We start from the raw sequence: 16445 nt of genomic DNA on the forward strand, positions 1-16445 counted from the left end.
CAAATTTAAGAGTATTTACTTTTAAGAAATACAGAGAGCATGTCAACTAAGATCTGAAGTATCTTCTTACTCGCTTCTGAAAAGCTTTTGGCTTCAAAGTTGTCAAGTGAAATTATCACAAGTCTTTTTTCACCTATCTTCACACTTCCAACCAACGGTACGAAATTCGGGTCTGTGACACCAGCTTTTTCCCACAATTCTTTTTGTGGGCTTTTTAAGTTAATTTTATATGCTTCTTTTAGTTCCATAACTCTATTTTCGCCAATTAAAGGACCGTAATTATCCTCAGAAGACTTAATTGTTGTATTTTTAACCTCCTCACTATAGTTATGAACAGCCACACATTTGTAAATATCTCCATCAAGTAACCAAATGGATGCTTTTTGGGCTTCGGGTACCAATTTCACAAGTTCACTTAGCATTGTTTGTAAAAAACTCTCCAGGGTTACATTTTGCTCCCATAAACCTATCAGTTTTATGAGACTCTCGAAACTGTTAAACATGTCTTTATAAATCTTCTGAGCCTGTAAAAATCTAACGGAGGCTAATACATGTGAACTTAAAAAAGTCGATAGAGCTTTTGCTATACTTGTGTACTGTTCAGGAATGTGTACTATGAATTTATAATTTTCAACTGGTATAACTTGATATGTCCTCTTTTCCAATGTGAACATTTTAATTTCATTTATAGATTTGGCTTTTTCAATGATCTTTGGATTATCGTTGCCTATGATGTATTGATCATCTTTTAACAACACGACAGCTATGTCTGGATACTCCGCATGGAATTTTTTTGAAAGCTCGATTACGAATTTTGTAACATCACCTTCGGAGGCACTGAAAGACTCGATTATTATCTGTTCAACAAAAGATTGGAGTTTATAGAGTGTTTGTTCAAGTATTTTTTCGGTTATATCAAACATTATACCCGCAACTCCATACGAGCCCGTGCCGAGTCTTATAGGCATTCTTTGGACACTGAAGTGTCTTCCGTTTATAACTTTCTCATGTGTGAGATTTCTTCTTGTTTTCATAACTTTTTTATCAATTTCATCGATCTGTTCGTCTCTAAGTATTTCCGATTCGAATTTTCCAACAAGTTTTTCTTCAGTCAACTGGAGTAGATTTTCCAATTCTTTGTTTACCCATATGTACCTGCCTTTGTTATCCTTTATGAAAGCCGGTGCCGGAAGTCTTTCAAAAAATTGTTGTAAGAAGTATAAATATCTCATGCTGTTACCTCCTCCATTTTAACTTCCAATACTTTTGATATACCATCAACCATTGTTACACCGTGAACTATATCTCCTGCCTCCATGATAAGTTTGTTGTGTGTTATAACAACAAATTGTGATTGTTCATTCTCAAGCAGTCTTCTGAATTTCTCAGAGTTGTAATCATCAAGTGGCGCGTCAACTTCATCAAGAACGTAAAATACACCTTTGTTTGCCTCCAGCATCGCCATTATCAATGCGATACCAACAAGTGCTTTTTCTCCACCAGATAATAACTGGAGTTTTTGCACTCTTTTCCCTGCCTTTGAAATACTTATTTCTATTCCTGATTCGAGTATATCACCATCATCTAAGATCCTCATTCCACCAGTTCCGCCGTAAAAGAGTGTTTCTATGTAAGATTTAAATGCACCATTTATTAAATTGAACGTTCTCAAAAATTGTTCGCGTGCCTGAGCATCGGTTTGCTCAATTAACTGTTCCAACTTCCTTTTTGCTTCTTCAAGATCGAGTTTTTGTTTCATCAACTCGTTGTATTCTGCCTCGACATTTTTGTATTCTTCTATCGCTGTTGTGTCAACTGTTCCAAGCATTTTTATTTTGTTTTCTATATCTTTAATCTCATTTCCAAGCTCGTCGAGTTTTTCCGGTTCTATTTCAATAGACTCACGATATTCTTCCGGAATATTTGAGATTCTAAACGATATTTCCTGCAATCTCATTTCTGTTTCGTGAATTCGTTCTTTTATTGCTTCAATTTGTGTTTTTACCTCTCGTATTTCTTGTTCGAGTGATTGTAGTTGTTGTAACTTTTCTTCTTTTCCTGTTTTCTTCTCCCTAATGTCGGCAAATATATCTTGTGCGGTATTTTTCAACGTTTCAAGTTCTCTATCATTTTCTATTAAGAATTTCTTTGTTTCGTCTATTTGTTCTTCCAGTTTGGAGATAGTTGATTTTAAGTCAGTGAGTTCAAATTTTATTTCTTGTATTCTTGCTTTTATTCTATCACTTTCTGCATCATACTGAATCTTTCTTTCAAGTAGATTTTTGACTTCTGCCCTGTACGTTGCAATGGATTCGTTAAGTTGCTCAAGTTTTTTCCTATGTTCGTCAAGTTCCTTTGAAAATGTATTCACACTGTCTTGAAGTATTTTCTTTTTTGCTTCGAGCTCCTTAAGCTGACTCTCAAGATTTTCAATTCTTGCCACATTTCCTTCGTATTTTGCATTGTACTCAGCCTCAAGTTTTACAAGATCAGACAATTCATTCCTGACTTCTTTAAGTGCCTTTTGTAGCTCTTCGAGTACTCTTTTCGAGGAAATTGTTCTACTTGAAATTGTGGCAAGCTCTTCTCTAAGGATGTTCACACTGTCTTGCAACTGTCTTAATTCTTGAGTTATCAATGCTATTTCATCTTCTATTAATTGTCTTTCGTTATCAATGGTTTTGATTTCTTCTTCAAGGGTTTTCAATCTAACTCTTCGTGCAACTATAGAGTTCGAGTAATCCTCCTTCGAGCGTCCACCTGTCATTGCACCTTTACCTGAGATTAGTTCACCATCGAGTGTAACAATTCTCGAACGAAGGTTGTACCTTCGTTTCAGATATATGGCTGAATCTATGTCTTTGACTATGATGTCATTTCCAAAAAGGTAATACGATAAAGCCTCATACTCTTTAGGAACTCTTAAAAGTTTTGCAGCGTATCCTACAAAACCATCTTCTTTTTCTAAACTATCTATTGGTGAAAATGAAGAGTCTATGAGATCGAGAGGAATAAATGTAGCCCTACCATATTCGCCAACTTTCAAAAATTCTATGATTTGCTTTCCATCTTCAGCTGTTTTAACAACAACATGTTGGGCTGCTCCACCGAGAAGTGTTTCGTAGGCTGTGGAAAGTGATTTATCAAAGTCAATTAAATTTATTACAACATCTATCAATCCGTTGAATATATCTTTATTTTCAAAGATCTTTCTAATTGCGTGACCAAATCCTTGGTATTCGCTGATTTGTCTTTTTATCACCTCTATCTCTGCTTTTAATTCTCTATATTTCCTAACGATGTTCTCAAGTTCTGAGGTTTTTTGTTCTCTTATTTTGTTGTATTCATCAATCGAACTTCTAATGGTTTCCAACTCTTTTACCAATTCATTTTCTTTCTCGACAATCTCAAGAAGATGTTTTTCAAGATCATTAATTTCCTCTTCTAGCTCTGTTTTTCGTGTTTCTTTACTGAGCCTTTGGTTGTGAATCATTTCTAATCTGTGTTTTATGTCTTGATTATTCTCGTTTAAACGTACAATTTCGTTGTGAATTTTCGACAAACCTCGCTCTAATTCTTCGTACTCTTGCTTTTTTTTCAATATTTCTTTCTCTTGTTCCGTGTACTGAGCATAGATCTTGTTTTTCTCTTGTTCAAGGTTTGAAAGTATACCCTGTTTTTCGGAAAGTTCTTCCGATATTTTGGACACAATGAGTTTTATCTCTTCATCTCTATTTCTTAAAGAATTTATCTCTTCGTTGAGCATGTCAGTACGTGTGGTGAGTTCTATGTATTTACTCTCCAATTCGCTCAGCTTTTTACTAAATTTTTCCTTTATCTCAAGTAATTGATTTTCACGGATCTTAAATTCTTCGAGTGTCTTTGTGTAACTTTCCATTTCTATGTCTATTTGATTGAATTCATCTCTCAAAGTTGACCAATTAATCTCAAGCTGAGCTAAGTGTTTAAGCTTATCTTTCAAAATGCTATTTAGTTCTTTATGGTAACTTTCCATGTCTGCTAATCTTTGTTTCTCAAGATTATATACTCCACCATAGTAAGTTTTTTTAAGGCTATCAAGTTGCTGAGAGTATTCTACGTATCTTTCTGCTCGTTTTGCTTTTAAGTAAAGTGATTTTCTATTCTTATCAACTTCAAATAATACGTCGTTGATTCTGTTGAGATTTATCTGAGTTGAATCGAGCTTAGAAATAGCTTCTTTTTTCTTTTCTCTGTATATACCAACACCTGCAATTTCTTCTATCATTACCCTTAAGGATTCTGGTGTTGCAGAAACGATTTTATCTATCTGACCTTGCCCTATTATTGAATATGGGTTCTTGCCATAACCATGCTGCATAAGAAAATCTCTTATGTCCTTCAATCTAACAACATCTCCGTTTAGCAAATACTTGCTTGTTCCATCTCTTGAGAGCTCACGAGACACGGTAATTTTTTCATTTCCATCTTCAAAGACAAGCTCAACATAAGCACTTTGGGATGGAGGTCTTTTTTCATTCCCCCAAAAAACAACATCCTCCCGTTCTTGCGCTCTTATTTCTTTCATCGACTGTTCGCCAAGTACCCATCTTATAGCATCAACCACGTTGGATTTGCCTGAACCATTTGGTCCAACGATGACGGTTACTCTGTTGGATATCTCAAGTCGTACTGGATCTGCAAATGACTTGAACCCTTTTATGAAAATTTCTCTTAAAACCACCACTTACCCTCCCAGTTAAGATCGCGTTCCTTATTGCAAAGAGAGTTCTCTGACTATGCTTTGCGAGATGTTGTAGATATCCCCTGCTCCTACAAATATATAAACGCTGTTGTTATCGTAACTAAGTTCTCTTAGATCTTCAAGTTTTTCGACAAAATTTGCTTTTGAGATTTGCTGAATTATTTTCTTTGCACTAACACCATTCTTTGTTTCAAATGCTCCATAGACTTCTGTTATATAAATCTCATCGGCTCTTTCCAAAATAGATTTAAACTTCTCGGCTTCTCTTTTAAACCGTGTATATCTGTGAGGTTGGAATATAAGTACTATTTTCCTATCTGGATAAACTTCTCTTGCTGTTTTCAAAAGTACATCGATTTCGTCAGCTGTGTGAGCATAATCATCAACTATTGTAAGTTTTTTGACAGGATCGTCATAACTGACGTTAAACCTTCTACCAGGCAGTTGGAAATCTTCAAAAGAATCAAGAACAGCTTGTAAGTCGTACCCTATGCTCGAAAGTAAAGATATAACAGCCAAAGCGTTTAGTGCGTTGTGGTAGCCAGGAACAGGTAAGAAAAATTTCTTTTCTCCCCATGGTGTTAAAATAGTAACGGTTTGGTAGAATCCTTCTTGTTTTCTTTCTACAAGTTTAAAATCTCCTGAATAAACACCAAATGTGGTATGTCCATGGAATTTTTTCTCATCAGCGAACGTAACAACAAATTTTGAGTTTTTCATAAGTGTTTTGAAACTTTCATAATAGTGTTCGAGATTTTGGTAGTTTTCGATATGGTCTTCCCTTATGTTGGTAATTATCAAATACTCTGGTGCGAAGAGTTCATAGCCTGGTTGACTTTCATCAAGTTCATAAACCGCTATGTTGTTCTTTCCAGCTCTGTAATTTCCATGTTCTAACTTGTTATGCAAAGCACCAAGAAAAACAAATGGATCTACTCCAAGATTGATAAGGCAGTTTGCAAGCATTGATGTTGTTGTTGATTTGCCATCTGTACCTGTAACCGCAAACCCTTTAAATGGGCTCAAAATGTTTCTAAAATGATCTATTCTCATTGTTATTTTTATACCCAATTCCTGCGCTCTTACATATTCAGGATTGTCCTTTGAAATCGCCGGTGTAACTATCAATTCATCTAAATCCTCAACGATATTAGTCGATTCATGGTTATAATAAACCTTTATGCCTATTTTTTCAAGGTATTTTGTACGTTCTGAACTGTACGGATCACTTCCAAAGACAAGATTACCTAAGAAATGTTCATGCATGGCTTGAGCACTCATACCAATTCCACCGATGCCAACAAAATACACCTTTTTTACTGAGTTTGCTTGATTCTTTTTGCCTTCTTGGCTGCAAAATTCCATCTTTACGCCTCCGTTTCTTCATTTTACTTTATTAACATGTTGAGTATATCAGATATTTAAACTTTTGCAAATTGAGTCAACTATTCTACAAGCTGGATTTTCTCTTTCCTCAAAATTTCGTCCTTTTTGAATAAGATCTTCTATGATATTCACAACTTGTTCCCTGTTGTAATCAATTTCCCTAATCATAACTCCTAATTTTTCTTTTTCAATTATCTTCGCGTTTACAATTTGATGAGATTCTGTTGAACCTTCCCATGGGATAACTATGGCTGGGACATTAAAATGTATTAATTCGGATATTGTTGTTGCGCCTGCACGGGTTATAGCAACATCAACAGATCTCCAATATGCGTACATGTTTTCTATATAGTCTTTTACCTCAACATTCTTAGGGATTTTTCCTTCCAACTTCCTACCACCAGTTGAGAGAATAAAATGAACGTTTGGCATTGTCTGAGCAATTTCTAAGGTTATTTTGTTTAGAAACTCACTACCACCGCTCCCACCTATGGTTATTACGGTTGGATGTGGTAACTGTACTCTCCCTTCCCGTACCCATATTGGATTGCCGGTAACTTCTATCTTATTCTTCACATTCTTTGGAAATCTTTTTGCGGCCTCTTCAAAGGCAAGATAAACCTTTTGCGCAAATTTCGAGATAGCAACATTCGCTTTGCCTGGAATGGTGTTCTGTTCTTGAACAAACACAGGAATGTGAAGTTTTTTAGCTGCCTTAGAAACAGGATAACTCACGTACCCGCCCGTTACGTAAACAAAATCTGGTGAAAATTCTTTGAGCTTTTGCTCAACTTTTATGGTGTTAGATATTAATCGTGCAAACCTTAAGATATTTTCAGGATGGAAAATAGGTCGTACAAGACCTTTAATTTGAATCGAATATCTTTGAAACTCGGGGTGCACATTTGGTAAGAATCTTTCTTCTATCTTTCCGTACACGCAAAAGTACAGAACTTCGATATTGTATCTTTTCTGAAATTCTTCTAGGACAGCTATATTTGGATAAAGATGTCCACCTGTAACCCCACCAGCTGCCGCAATTTTGATTCTTTTACTGTCCTTTTTCTCAATCATTCATTATCATTCCTTTTCTCCTTCTTCGGTGTAAAAAGGTTTCTTTTCTTCTTTATTAGTTAATCCTGACAGTATAATCCCGAATCCTGCAAGAAGAGACATGATAGAACTACCTCCAGTACTCAAAAATGGTAGTGGTATACCCGTAACTGGGAGAAATCCAGAAAAAACACCAAGGTTTATTGCAACATGAAGTAGTATAATTGTTGCGTAAGACCATGTGAATATTTTAACAGCGACATCTTCAATGTAACTTGCAACTTTCATTAAAGCGTAGGAGAGGAAAAGATACACAATGCTTACCATCAATATCCCAAAAAATCCCCAATCCTCACCGATAACCGCTAAAATAAAGTCACTTTCGGCTTCCGGTACGTACACCTTCAACCATCCGTTCGCTATTCCAGCCCCTGTTGCTCCAGAATTTTTTAAAGTTCTAAGCGCTATGTCTACCTGCGGGGCAATCGAACCACTGAAAAAGTAACGTAATCGTCCAAGTTGATAACTGTGCAAAAAACCAAACATTGATGCAATTACAATGGATAATACGACTAAAAAGAAGGATATTATAAAGTATCTCAATTTTGCACCGCCGTAGTACAAAGTAACTAAAGATACCATCAGCGTCAACAAAGCTGTACTGAGGTTTGGTTCTATAAATATTAACACTACGTAGACAAGGGAAAAGACGATGGGTAACAAAAAGCCTTTTAAGAAAGTGTTCATCACTTTGTCGTTTTTCTTCACATAAACTGAAAGAAAAAGTATAATCAGGATTTTTGCAAGTTCAGATGGCTGAAATGTAAATCTTCCCATTGTAATCCATCGATGAGCACCGTTCATCGAAGGAAAAGCAAATACAGCTGCCAGCAAAATTATACCTAAGCCATAAAGAAAGTTTGAGTATTTTTCGTATATGTGGAAAGGGACGTTCATCGCTAAGAAAAACACAACAAGACCTGCCGCAATATTAATGATATGTTTTGTGAAAAAATTGCTATCAATACCAAGAACGCTTTCCTTTGCTATATCGAGACTGTACATGGATATTGCACCTACAACGAATAGCACTAAATAAGAAGTTATTATGATAATTAATTCTTGTCTCATCCAAAATACTCCTCCCAAATATTTATCAATGTAACAAAAAACAAATTACTAAAATCCATACCTTTATCAGACAAGCGTAAGCCATCAAAAAAATCGAACCTTTGCTTTAACTGCTGCAGAACTGTTGATACATCAACGCCGGTTTTGTTTCTAATCAGATCTACATTCGTTCCCCATTTTGTTCTAAGGTTCATAAAAAGTGTTTCTAAAGCCTCTCGTTCGGGTGTATTTAGTGATTCGTACGAGCGTGGAAACTTTCCTTCTAATATGCTGATGAAATAATCAGAGAACTTTTCGTAATTGTTGTATCTCAGAAATCCTAAGTGACCTCCGGATGCTATACCCAAGCCGATGTAATCATCATTATTCCAGTACTTTATATTGTGTTTACAGTACTTACCACCGAGCGAAAAATTGGATATCTCATATCTCTCATATCCAATATTTTTTAAAGCCTTTAAGAATTCGTCATATCTTTGATAAGTTTGTTCATCTGGTTTTTTAAGAAAGCCGTTCCCATTTTCGTTATGGACTTCCAACATGTAAACAGAGACGTGATCTGGAAGGAAATCATTTACAAATTGGACGTTGTTTTGTATGGTTCTCCATGATTCTCCAGGTAAACCGACAATGAAATCCACATTGATATTTTCAAAAAATCTACGAGCTATATCGTATTTTCTTATAAATGTTTCAAAATCGTATAATCTACCGGATCTTTTTAAAACTAAATCATCAGAGCTTTGCAACCCCATGCTCAGTCTGTTAATACCGATCCATTTGTAAAACTGCGCAAGTTCTTTTGTGAAACTCTCTGGATTTACTTCAATTGTGATCTCATCAAAAACTCCTCCATAAGATGTTAACTTTTCCAAAATTTTTTTGATGTCTTTTTCCGGAAAAATACTTGGAGTTCCACCACCAATATAAATTGTATCAATACCTGCAGATAAGTATTCACTGTACATTTCAATTTCTTTTAGCATGTAATCAGTGTATTCATCAAAATTGTTTTCCACATAACTTGTGAAGTCACAGTAGATGCATCTTTTTTTACAAAAAGGGATATGAACGTACACTCCTATCCCTTTACCATTTTGTTTAGCCATTGACTTTTTTCATCTCCAAAGTTAGATTCCAGAAAATTTTACTTTGAAATAGCCTACGTTGTTTTGTATTATTAAATCACCTTCGATTGGTGAAAGAAAACGGAACCAAACACCATACTTAAGGTTTTCAGAAGAAGGCACGTACGTTCCATAAGCAGAAAAGAAGAATCTGAAATCGAAAACCTCGATGAATATTCTACCTCCCAATACTCCAACTATTCTATTCTCATCAAAATCCCAACCTACGTTTACCGTAGCACCTTGCTCTAAGGATTTGTCACTGAATACGAAAAATCCCAAAGAGTATATGTTGCCAATCTGCAGAAAGCTAAGCTGAAAAGTATCTATATTTGCAAATCCCCGTTTAATGCTTATGTTAACTTTGTTATTACCGATTTTTTGGAACGAAAATCCTTCGTAATTTAATGCAAAAGGACCTATCGTGCCATCACCCACAGGAATAGCAGGAAGCGCGAACCAAGTTTTTGAATATTCAGATTGCATTGTTTGAAGCGAAGATATATAGTAAGTTCTTTCAAAACCTGTTGATGGAATAGAGTAACTTTCATATCCAATTGTCAGTACAACTCCATACGTTTGACCAACAAATGCTAAAAGATTGAAATAGCTTTTGTCGATTTGTCGTTTCATTGTAATAAATCCAAGTTTGTAAGATTCACTGCGAACATTTTCATCGAATAGTCTCAGACCAAAAGCGTATTTCATGTTTTCGATTACAACTGACATATTCCACAAGTTCAAAGAAAACGAATTGTAAATTCCTTGTGCCTCTGGAACAAATGTTTGAGCATTTAAATTTGATGATAAAGATAATGCAAAAATGAAAACGAGAAATTTAATTTTGTCTCTCAGTTTTGTTTTCATCGTGATCCCCCCTTAGTTAATTTGAAATTAATTCCCTTTAAGAAGTTTGTTTAATATTTCGTTGACGATTTTTGGATTAGCTTTGCCTTTTGTTTCTTTCATAACCTGTCCGACAAAGAAACTGAATAATCCTTCTTTGCCTTTTCTAAATGTCTCTACCTGTTGAGGATTGCTTTCGATAACTTTTTTTGCTATTTGTTCTATCAGTTCGTAATCGTCAACTTGTTTCAAACCTTTCTCTTCCACAATAAGCTTAGGTTTCTTACCAGTCAATGCACTCTCCTCAAATATACTTTTTGCAATGTTTCGGGAGATAACACCACTTTTCATTAGGTCAAATAGTTCAACAAAGTCTTTTTCGGTGATCTTGATGTTTTCTTTACCGTGCTCAGTGTACAATCTAAATAACTCTGTCAAAAACCAATTAGCAGTTTCTTTTGGATCATTTGTTTTTTCGACAACCTTTTCATAAAAATCAGCAATTTCTTTGTCTTCAACAAATGTCCACGCGTCTTTTTCCGATAAGTTGTATTGTTGCATAAATCTTTTCAATCTCTCGTCAGGTAGTTCTGGTAAAGTTTTTTTGATCTTTTGTATATACTCACTTTTTATCAACACTGGTGGTATATCTGGTTCTGGGAAGTATCTGTAATCGTGAGCTTCTTCTTTACTTCTCATGCTGACGGTTGTTTTTGTATTTAAATTCCAACCTCTTGTTTCCCTTTCCACTTCTTTTCCTTCCTCCATTAAAGAAACAATCCTCTCAAATTCGTATTCGAGAGCTTTTTCAACAAACTTGAAAGAGTTCATGTTCTTTACTTCGACTTTGTTACTTTGTTTACCTGTTTTGGTGTCTAAAACTGATATGTTAGCATCGCATCTCATTGCACCTTTTTCCATATCTCCACTACTAACACCAAGGTATCTGAGTAATGTCCTAAGTTTTTCCATAAACAATCTCGCTTGTTCTGGAGATTCTATATCCGGTTCTGTTACAATTTCAGTAAGAGGAATTCCACATCGATTCATATCAACAAGAGAATAATCAGCTTCAGTGATGTTCTCACCGGAATGTAGTAATTTTCCCGCATCTTCTTCAAGATGAATCCTTCTAATTCTCACAATTTTTCCATTAACATCCAGATATCCATACTCTGCAACTGGGTAAAAAAATTGTGTAATTTGATAACCTTTAGGCAAATCTGGGTAAAAATAATTTTTTCTATCGAACCTTGTGTATTCGTTTACTTTGCAATTCAAAGCAAGCGCGAGTTTAATCCCAAGCTCATACATTTCTTGCGAAGGCACTGGCAAAGCACCAGGTTGTCCCGTACATACTGGACAAATCGAAGTATTCGGCTCCATCTCGAAAACATCTGCGCTACAGCTGCAGAAAGCTTTCGTTTTAGTATTGAGTTGAACGTGTATCTCAAGACCTATTATTGGTCGGTATCTGGAAAGGTCCATATAGTCACCTCCAAATCTTAGAAAATGTGAAAACCTATGAACAGAATTTAGAATTTAAGCACAGCATCTTTTTAAATTTTAGCTTTTCTTTCAATATGGTCCGCGAACCCAAGTAACTTTGCATCAGAAAATCTTGGACCAGTAATTTGAATTCCAACTGGAAGACCGTTGATCTGGCCAAAAGGAATGCTTATAGCCGGCAACCCTGCAAGATTTGCTGGAATAGTAAATATATCCATCATATAACAAACAAGTGGTTCGGAAACAGAACCTATTTTAAATGCAACGGTTGGTGAAGTGGGTGTTACTATAAAGTCGTAATTCTCAAAAACTTCTGAGAATTTCTTTGATATTACTCTTCTAACCTTTTGTGCTTTTTCGAAGTATGCATCATAATAGGCTGCACTTAAAGTAAACGTTCCTATGAGTATTCGTCTTCTTACTTCTTCACCGAACCCATATCCCCTTGTTTTTTCATACATTTGACTCAAAGAATCGGAAGAAATTCTTAAGCCATACTTTACACCGTCAAACCTGGAAAGGTTTGAACTAACTTCTGCTGGAGCGATTATGTAGTACGTTGCAACCGAATATTTTATCTCGTTCATATCTACAATGTCAACTGTGTGACCGAGTTTTCTTAAAAATTCCATAAACTCTTCTGTTTTATTCTTGATACCTTCTTCCACACCTTCCGAAAAAGATTGTTTCGCAACTGCTATATTCATTTTCGGCAAGTCTTTGTTGATAAACTCAGTGAAATCGATCTTTCTATCAACAGTAGTCGAATCGTTTTCATCTTTACCAGCAATAATATTCATCAGTATAGCACTATCTTCCACCGTCTTTGTTATAGGTCCTATTTGATCGAGTGAGGAAGCAAATGCTACAAGTCCATATCTTGAAACCAAACCGTAAGTTGGTTTAAAGCCTACAACTCCACAAAATGCAGCAGGTTGCCTAATCGAACCTCCTGTGTCACTTCCAAGTGCGGCTATCACCTCTCCGGAAGCGACAGCAGCAGCAGACCCTCCACTGCTACCACCTGCTACCCTTTCAACATCGTGTGGATTTTTTGTTGGACCAAATGCAGAATATTCTGTACTTACGCCCATAGCAAATTCGTCAAGGTTTGTTTTTCCTACAAATGAAAAATTGTGATCTCGCAATTTCTTGATAACCGTTGCATCAAATGGCGCAATAAAACCTTTTAAAATTTTAGAAGCACAAGTAGTCTCCATCCCTTTGACGTTTATGTTGTCCTTTATTCCTATCGGAATACCACTACCAGGTTGCCTGTTTACACTTATAAATGCGTTGAGGACTTTGTCTTCTTCATTGATAATTTCCAGAGATCTTTGAACTAACTCGTCCGAATCGTGGTACATTTGAACATACTTCATTGCATCTTTCAAAGTGAGCTTTTTAAACAATTGTTTATCGATACTTCTTTCCAAAACAAACACCTCCTTGTCACTTATTGAAAATTATACCATAATTATTGTTGAAGTTGATACTTTTGTGTTAAAATATATGTACTTATGGCCATTAACACATTCATGAACAGGGGGTCAAAGTTTGATGTTTATCGAAAAGGCTGATAAGTATTACTATCATTATCCTTTTCCTGTTGCAATCGTTGGAGTGATTTACAACGATAGAGTTAATTTCATGGCTGCGGCATGGCATACTCAAATCTCTTTTTCACCGCCATTCTATGGTGTTGCTATCTCACCCAAAAGATTCACTAATAAACTGATGGAGCGATCCGAAGCATTTTCATTGTCTTTTCTTAAATATGAAGATTACAAAATTTCTGGGTTTGTTGGAAGAACATCGGGGAAAGATTTTGAAAAAGATAAGCTTTTTGATATAAATTATATCAAGGGAAGAAAATTAAATGTTCCAGTAATCAAGAATGCTGTTTGTTGTTATGAATGTAAAGTAATAGACCATAGAACCTACGGTGATCATATACTTTACGTTGGCGAAATTGTTGGAATACACTATGACGATGAGTTTTTCGACAAGGGTATTAGCAAAGGGCTCTTGCTTTACGCAGGTAATGATATGTACATTACAACAAAAGAAGATTCTATTGTAAAGTTTGGTAAAGAAGAAGTAGAAGAAATACTTAGAACAAAATTGAAAGAGCAATGATATAATATAAAATAAAAATGATTTGTTAATGATTATCAACTGTCTTGTCTTTTAGGAGGGGAGAGTATGAGGATATTCCTTGATACTGCAAATATTGATGAAATTCGCCAGGGAGTTGAGTGGGGAGTTGTTGATGGAGTTACAACAAATCCAACATTGATAGCAAAAGAAGGTGTGGATTTTGAAAAAAGGATAAAAGAAATCTGTGAGCTTGTGCAGGGACCAGTTTCCGCTGAAGTTATATCCTCGAAATGGGAAGAAATGGTTGAAGAAGCAAGAAAATTGTCGTCTATTGATGAATATGTAGTTGTCAAAATACCTATGACACCAGATGGTATAAGAGCTGTGAAAGTACTATCTGCGGAAGGAATAAAAACGAATGTTACGCTTGTTTTCAGTGCTAATCAAGCACTTCTTGCAGCAAAAGCTGGTGCAACTTACGTTAGCCCGTTTATTGGTAGGATAGATGATAACGGTAACGATGGTCTAAGATTATTAGAAGAAATTATTCAGGTATACTCTAATTATGGATTTGAAACAGAAATTATTGCAGCAAGTATTAGACACCCAATGCATGTAGTTGAGGCAGCTATGATAGGTGTTGACATTGCCACGGTACCTTTTGAAGTTTTAAAGAAAATGTTTTTACATCCACTGACTGACGTTGGTATTAAAAGATTCTTACAAGACTGGGAATTTTACAAAAACAACCTCAAGTGATTTCTTTGAAGACTAATAGTGTTGCAACGGTAAGAAAGGGAGGTAAATAAATGTATAGAACCCACACGTGCGGTGAACTTAGAGCTTCTGAAGAAGGGAAAAACGTTATTCTCTCAGGCTGGGTGGATAGGATAAGAGATCTTGGCGGTGTTAAATTCATTGTTTTGAGAGATAGGTATGGAAAGACACAAGTAGTTGTGAATCCAGATTCACCTGTCTATTCAGTTGTTGATGAAATTTCCAGAGAAGATGTTGTTCAGATAGAAGGTGTTGTAAGGAAAAGACCTAAGGAGGCTATAACTTCAGAAACGACAGGGGAAATTGAAGTTCTTGCACACAGTTTGAAAATTTTGTCAAAATCTTCACTTCCCCCATTTTATCCAGGTGATGATGTTTCCGAAGAAATCAGATTAAGATACAGGTATCTTGACATTAGAAACCAAAAAATGTTGAACAATCTTGTAATCAGGCATCAATTGGCTTTGAAGACAAGAGAGTACCTTTCGTCTCAAGGATTTCTTGAAATCGAAACTCCTTACCTAACAAAAAGTACACCGGAAGGGGCAAGAGACTTTCTTGTTCCATCAAGGCTCAAGAAGGGTAATTTTTACGCACTACCACAAAGTCCCCAACTTTTTAAGCAGATACTCATGATTTCTGGAATAGATAAGTATTTCCAAATTGTGAGATGTTTCAGAGATGAAGATTTGAGAGCTGACAGGCAACCAGAATTCACCCAGATAGATATTGAAATGTCGTTTGTTCACATGGAAGATGTTATGAGTCTTTCTGAAAATCTGATAAGATACATATATACTTCGGTAGGCGTTCAACTTCCTGATAAATTTGACAGGTTAACATTTGAAGAGGCAATCGAGAAATACGGTTCGGATAAACCTGATAGAAGGTATGGAATGGAGTTGGTGGATGTTACTGATGTCTTTAAAAACTCAGAATTTAAAATTGTTAAAGATGTTATTGAACGAGGTGGTAGCATAAAAGGTTTTAAGACAGCTATACCTATAAGTCGGAAAATCGCTGACGAATACTCAGAATTTGTCAAAACATTTGGACTTGGTGGAGTATTATGGTTCAAGTATGAAAATAACGAGATCACTTCAACAACGTTAAAATACTTAGAAAACGAGTATAAAAATATTGCGAGTAGGTATAATATGTTAAATGGAGAAGTCTTTATAATTGCAGCTCACGATGATAGACAAAGATTAAATGAAGCACTTGGTGCTTTAAGATTGAAGATAGGCAGACAATATATGAAAGTAAGTGGTTACGATGCGCTTTGGATTACAGATTTCCCATTCCTTGAATGGAATGAAGAAGAAAAAAGATACGTTGCAAGACATCATCCATTTACGATGCCATATTTGGAAGATCTGGAAAGCGGGGTCGAACTTTCGAAAGTAAGGGCGCATGCTTATGATATGGTCATCAATGGATTTGAAGTAGGTGGAGGAAGCATAAGAATACACAGCAGGGAAATACAAGAGAAAGTTTTTGATATCATCGGTTTAACTAAGGAAGAGGCGAAAGAAAAATTTGGATTTTTCCTTGAGGCACTCCAATACGGTGTTCCACCACATGGTGGAATAGCATTTGGTTTAGATAGATTAGCCGCGATAGCCGCAGGTGTGGATAACATAAGGGAAGTTATAGCGTTTCCAAAAACGTCAAGCGGAACTTGTCTTTTGACTAACGCTCCATCAAGTGTTACACAAGTGCAGCTCGATGAATTGGGGATAACACTCAAGCTATTTTAAAATTTTTCGGAG

12 protein-coding genes are annotated in these 16445 nt (G+C 35.8%); 3 read left to right on the forward strand and 9 right to left on the reverse strand.

Going from position 1 to position 16445, the window contains the following annotated elements; all coding sequences use genetic code 11:
- Positions 1-5 precede the first annotated feature (5 nt).
- The 9 genes from N2Z58_00260 to gatA all read right to left on the reverse strand — a co-directional run bounded on the left by N2Z58_00260 (position 6) and on the right by gatA (position 13178).
- A complete protein-coding gene (locus N2Z58_00260) occupies positions 6-1232 on the reverse strand; it encodes a PAS domain-containing protein (GenBank protein ID MCX7653101.1) in 1227 nt (408 codons plus the stop codon).
- Positions 1229-4723 carry a chromosome segregation protein SMC gene (gene smc / locus N2Z58_00265; GenBank protein MCX7653102.1) on the reverse strand — a complete coding sequence of 1165 codons (3495 nt, stop codon included), beginning with the start codon at positions 4721-4723 and terminating at the stop codon, positions 1229-1231. Before smc ends, N2Z58_00260 begins: the two co-directional genes overlap by 4 nt.
- A 30-nt stretch (positions 4724-4753) precedes the next feature.
- The gene (gene murC / locus N2Z58_00270) at positions 4754-6109 is read right to left on the reverse strand and encodes a UDP-N-acetylmuramate--L-alanine ligase (GenBank protein MCX7653103.1); all 1356 of its coding nucleotides are present in this window, start codon (positions 6107-6109) and stop codon (positions 4754-4756) included.
- A 48-nt stretch (positions 6110-6157) separates the two neighbouring features.
- Positions 6158-7204, reverse strand: coding sequence for a UDP-N-acetylglucosamine--N-acetylmuramyl-(pentapeptide) pyrophosphoryl-undecaprenol N-acetylglucosamine transferase (locus N2Z58_00275; protein ID MCX7653104.1), 1047 nt, complete (start codon positions 7202-7204; stop codon positions 6158-6160).
- 6 nt (positions 7205-7210) lie between these two features.
- A complete protein-coding gene (locus N2Z58_00280) occupies positions 7211-8314 on the reverse strand; it encodes an FtsW/RodA/SpoVE family cell cycle protein (GenBank protein MCX7653105.1) in 1104 nt (367 codons plus the stop codon).
- A complete protein-coding gene (gene hemW / locus N2Z58_00285) occupies positions 8311-9423 on the reverse strand; it encodes a radical SAM family heme chaperone HemW (GenBank protein ID MCX7653106.1) in 1113 nt (370 codons plus the stop codon). Before hemW ends, N2Z58_00280 begins: the two co-directional genes overlap by 4 nt.
- A 21-nt stretch (positions 9424-9444) precedes the next feature.
- Positions 9445-10308, reverse strand: coding sequence for a hypothetical protein (locus N2Z58_00290; GenBank protein ID MCX7653107.1), 864 nt, complete (start codon positions 10306-10308; stop codon positions 9445-9447).
- A gap of 27 nt (positions 10309-10335) precedes the next feature.
- Positions 10336-11775 carry an Asp-tRNA(Asn)/Glu-tRNA(Gln) amidotransferase subunit GatB gene (gatB, locus tag N2Z58_00295; protein ID MCX7653108.1) on the reverse strand — a complete coding sequence of 480 codons (1440 nt, stop codon included), beginning with the start codon at positions 11773-11775 and terminating at the stop codon, positions 10336-10338.
- Between the two features lie 71 nt (positions 11776-11846).
- A complete protein-coding gene (gene gatA, locus N2Z58_00300) occupies positions 11847-13178 on the reverse strand; it encodes an Asp-tRNA(Asn)/Glu-tRNA(Gln) amidotransferase subunit GatA (protein ID MCX7653109.1) in 1332 nt (443 codons plus the stop codon).
- Positions 13179-13356: 178 nt separating this feature from the next.
- Between gatA and N2Z58_00305 the strand changes: the two genes are divergently transcribed.
- The 3 genes from N2Z58_00305 to aspS all read left to right on the forward strand — a co-directional run bounded on the left by N2Z58_00305 (position 13357) and on the right by aspS (position 16433).
- A complete protein-coding gene (locus N2Z58_00305) occupies positions 13357-13935 on the forward strand; it encodes a flavin reductase family protein (GenBank protein ID MCX7653110.1) in 579 nt (192 codons plus the stop codon).
- A gap of 66 nt (positions 13936-14001) precedes the next feature.
- Entirely contained in the window at positions 14002-14655 is a 654-nt protein-coding gene (gene fsa / locus N2Z58_00310) for a fructose-6-phosphate aldolase (GenBank protein MCX7653111.1), read from the forward strand.
- A gap of 50 nt (positions 14656-14705) precedes the next feature.
- A complete protein-coding gene (gene aspS / locus N2Z58_00315) occupies positions 14706-16433 on the forward strand; it encodes an aspartate--tRNA ligase (GenBank protein ID MCX7653112.1) in 1728 nt (575 codons plus the stop codon).
- Positions 16434-16445 lie beyond the last annotated feature (12 nt).

The sequence above is a fragment of the Fervidobacterium sp. genome, from assembly GCA_026419195.1.
Taxonomy (GTDB): Bacteria; Thermotogota; Thermotogae; order Thermotogales; family Fervidobacteriaceae; genus Fervidobacterium.

What these genes read in the sequence shown, in the direction of transcription:
- N2Z58_00260 (MCX7653101.1), bottom strand. Translation starts at nt 1,232, where the DNA reads ATGAGATATTTATACTTCTTACAACAATTTTTTGAAAGACTTCCGGCA.
- murC (MCX7653103.1), bottom strand. Translation starts at nt 6,109, where the DNA reads ATGGAATTTTGCAGCCAAGAAGGCAAAAAGAATCAAGCAAACTCAGTA.
- N2Z58_00275 (MCX7653104.1), bottom strand. Translation starts at nt 7,204, where the DNA reads ATGATTGAGAAAAAGGACAGTAAAAGAATCAAAATTGCGGCAGCTGGT.
- N2Z58_00280 (MCX7653105.1), bottom strand. Translation starts at nt 8,314, where the DNA reads ATGAGACAAGAATTAATTATCATAATAACTTCTTATTTAGTGCTATTC.
- hemW (MCX7653106.1), bottom strand. Translation starts at nt 9,423, where the DNA reads ATGGCTAAACAAAATGGTAAAGGGATAGGAGTGTACGTTCATATCCCT.
- N2Z58_00290 (MCX7653107.1), bottom strand. Translation starts at nt 10,308, where the DNA reads ATGAAAACAAAACTGAGAGACAAAATTAAATTTCTCGTTTTCATTTTT.
- gatB (MCX7653108.1), bottom strand. Translation starts at nt 11,775, where the DNA reads ATGGACCTTTCCAGATACCGACCAATAATAGGTCTTGAGATACACGTT.
- gatA (MCX7653109.1), bottom strand. Translation starts at nt 13,178, where the DNA reads ATGAAGTATGTTCAAATGTACCACGATTCGGACGAGTTAGTTCAAAGA.
- N2Z58_00305 (MCX7653110.1), top strand. Translation starts at nt 13,357, where the DNA reads ATGTTTATCGAAAAGGCTGATAAGTATTACTATCATTATCCTTTTCCT.
- fsa (MCX7653111.1), top strand. Translation starts at nt 14,002, where the DNA reads ATGAGGATATTCCTTGATACTGCAAATATTGATGAAATTCGCCAGGGA.
- aspS (MCX7653112.1), top strand. Translation starts at nt 14,706, where the DNA reads ATGTATAGAACCCACACGTGCGGTGAACTTAGAGCTTCTGAAGAAGGG.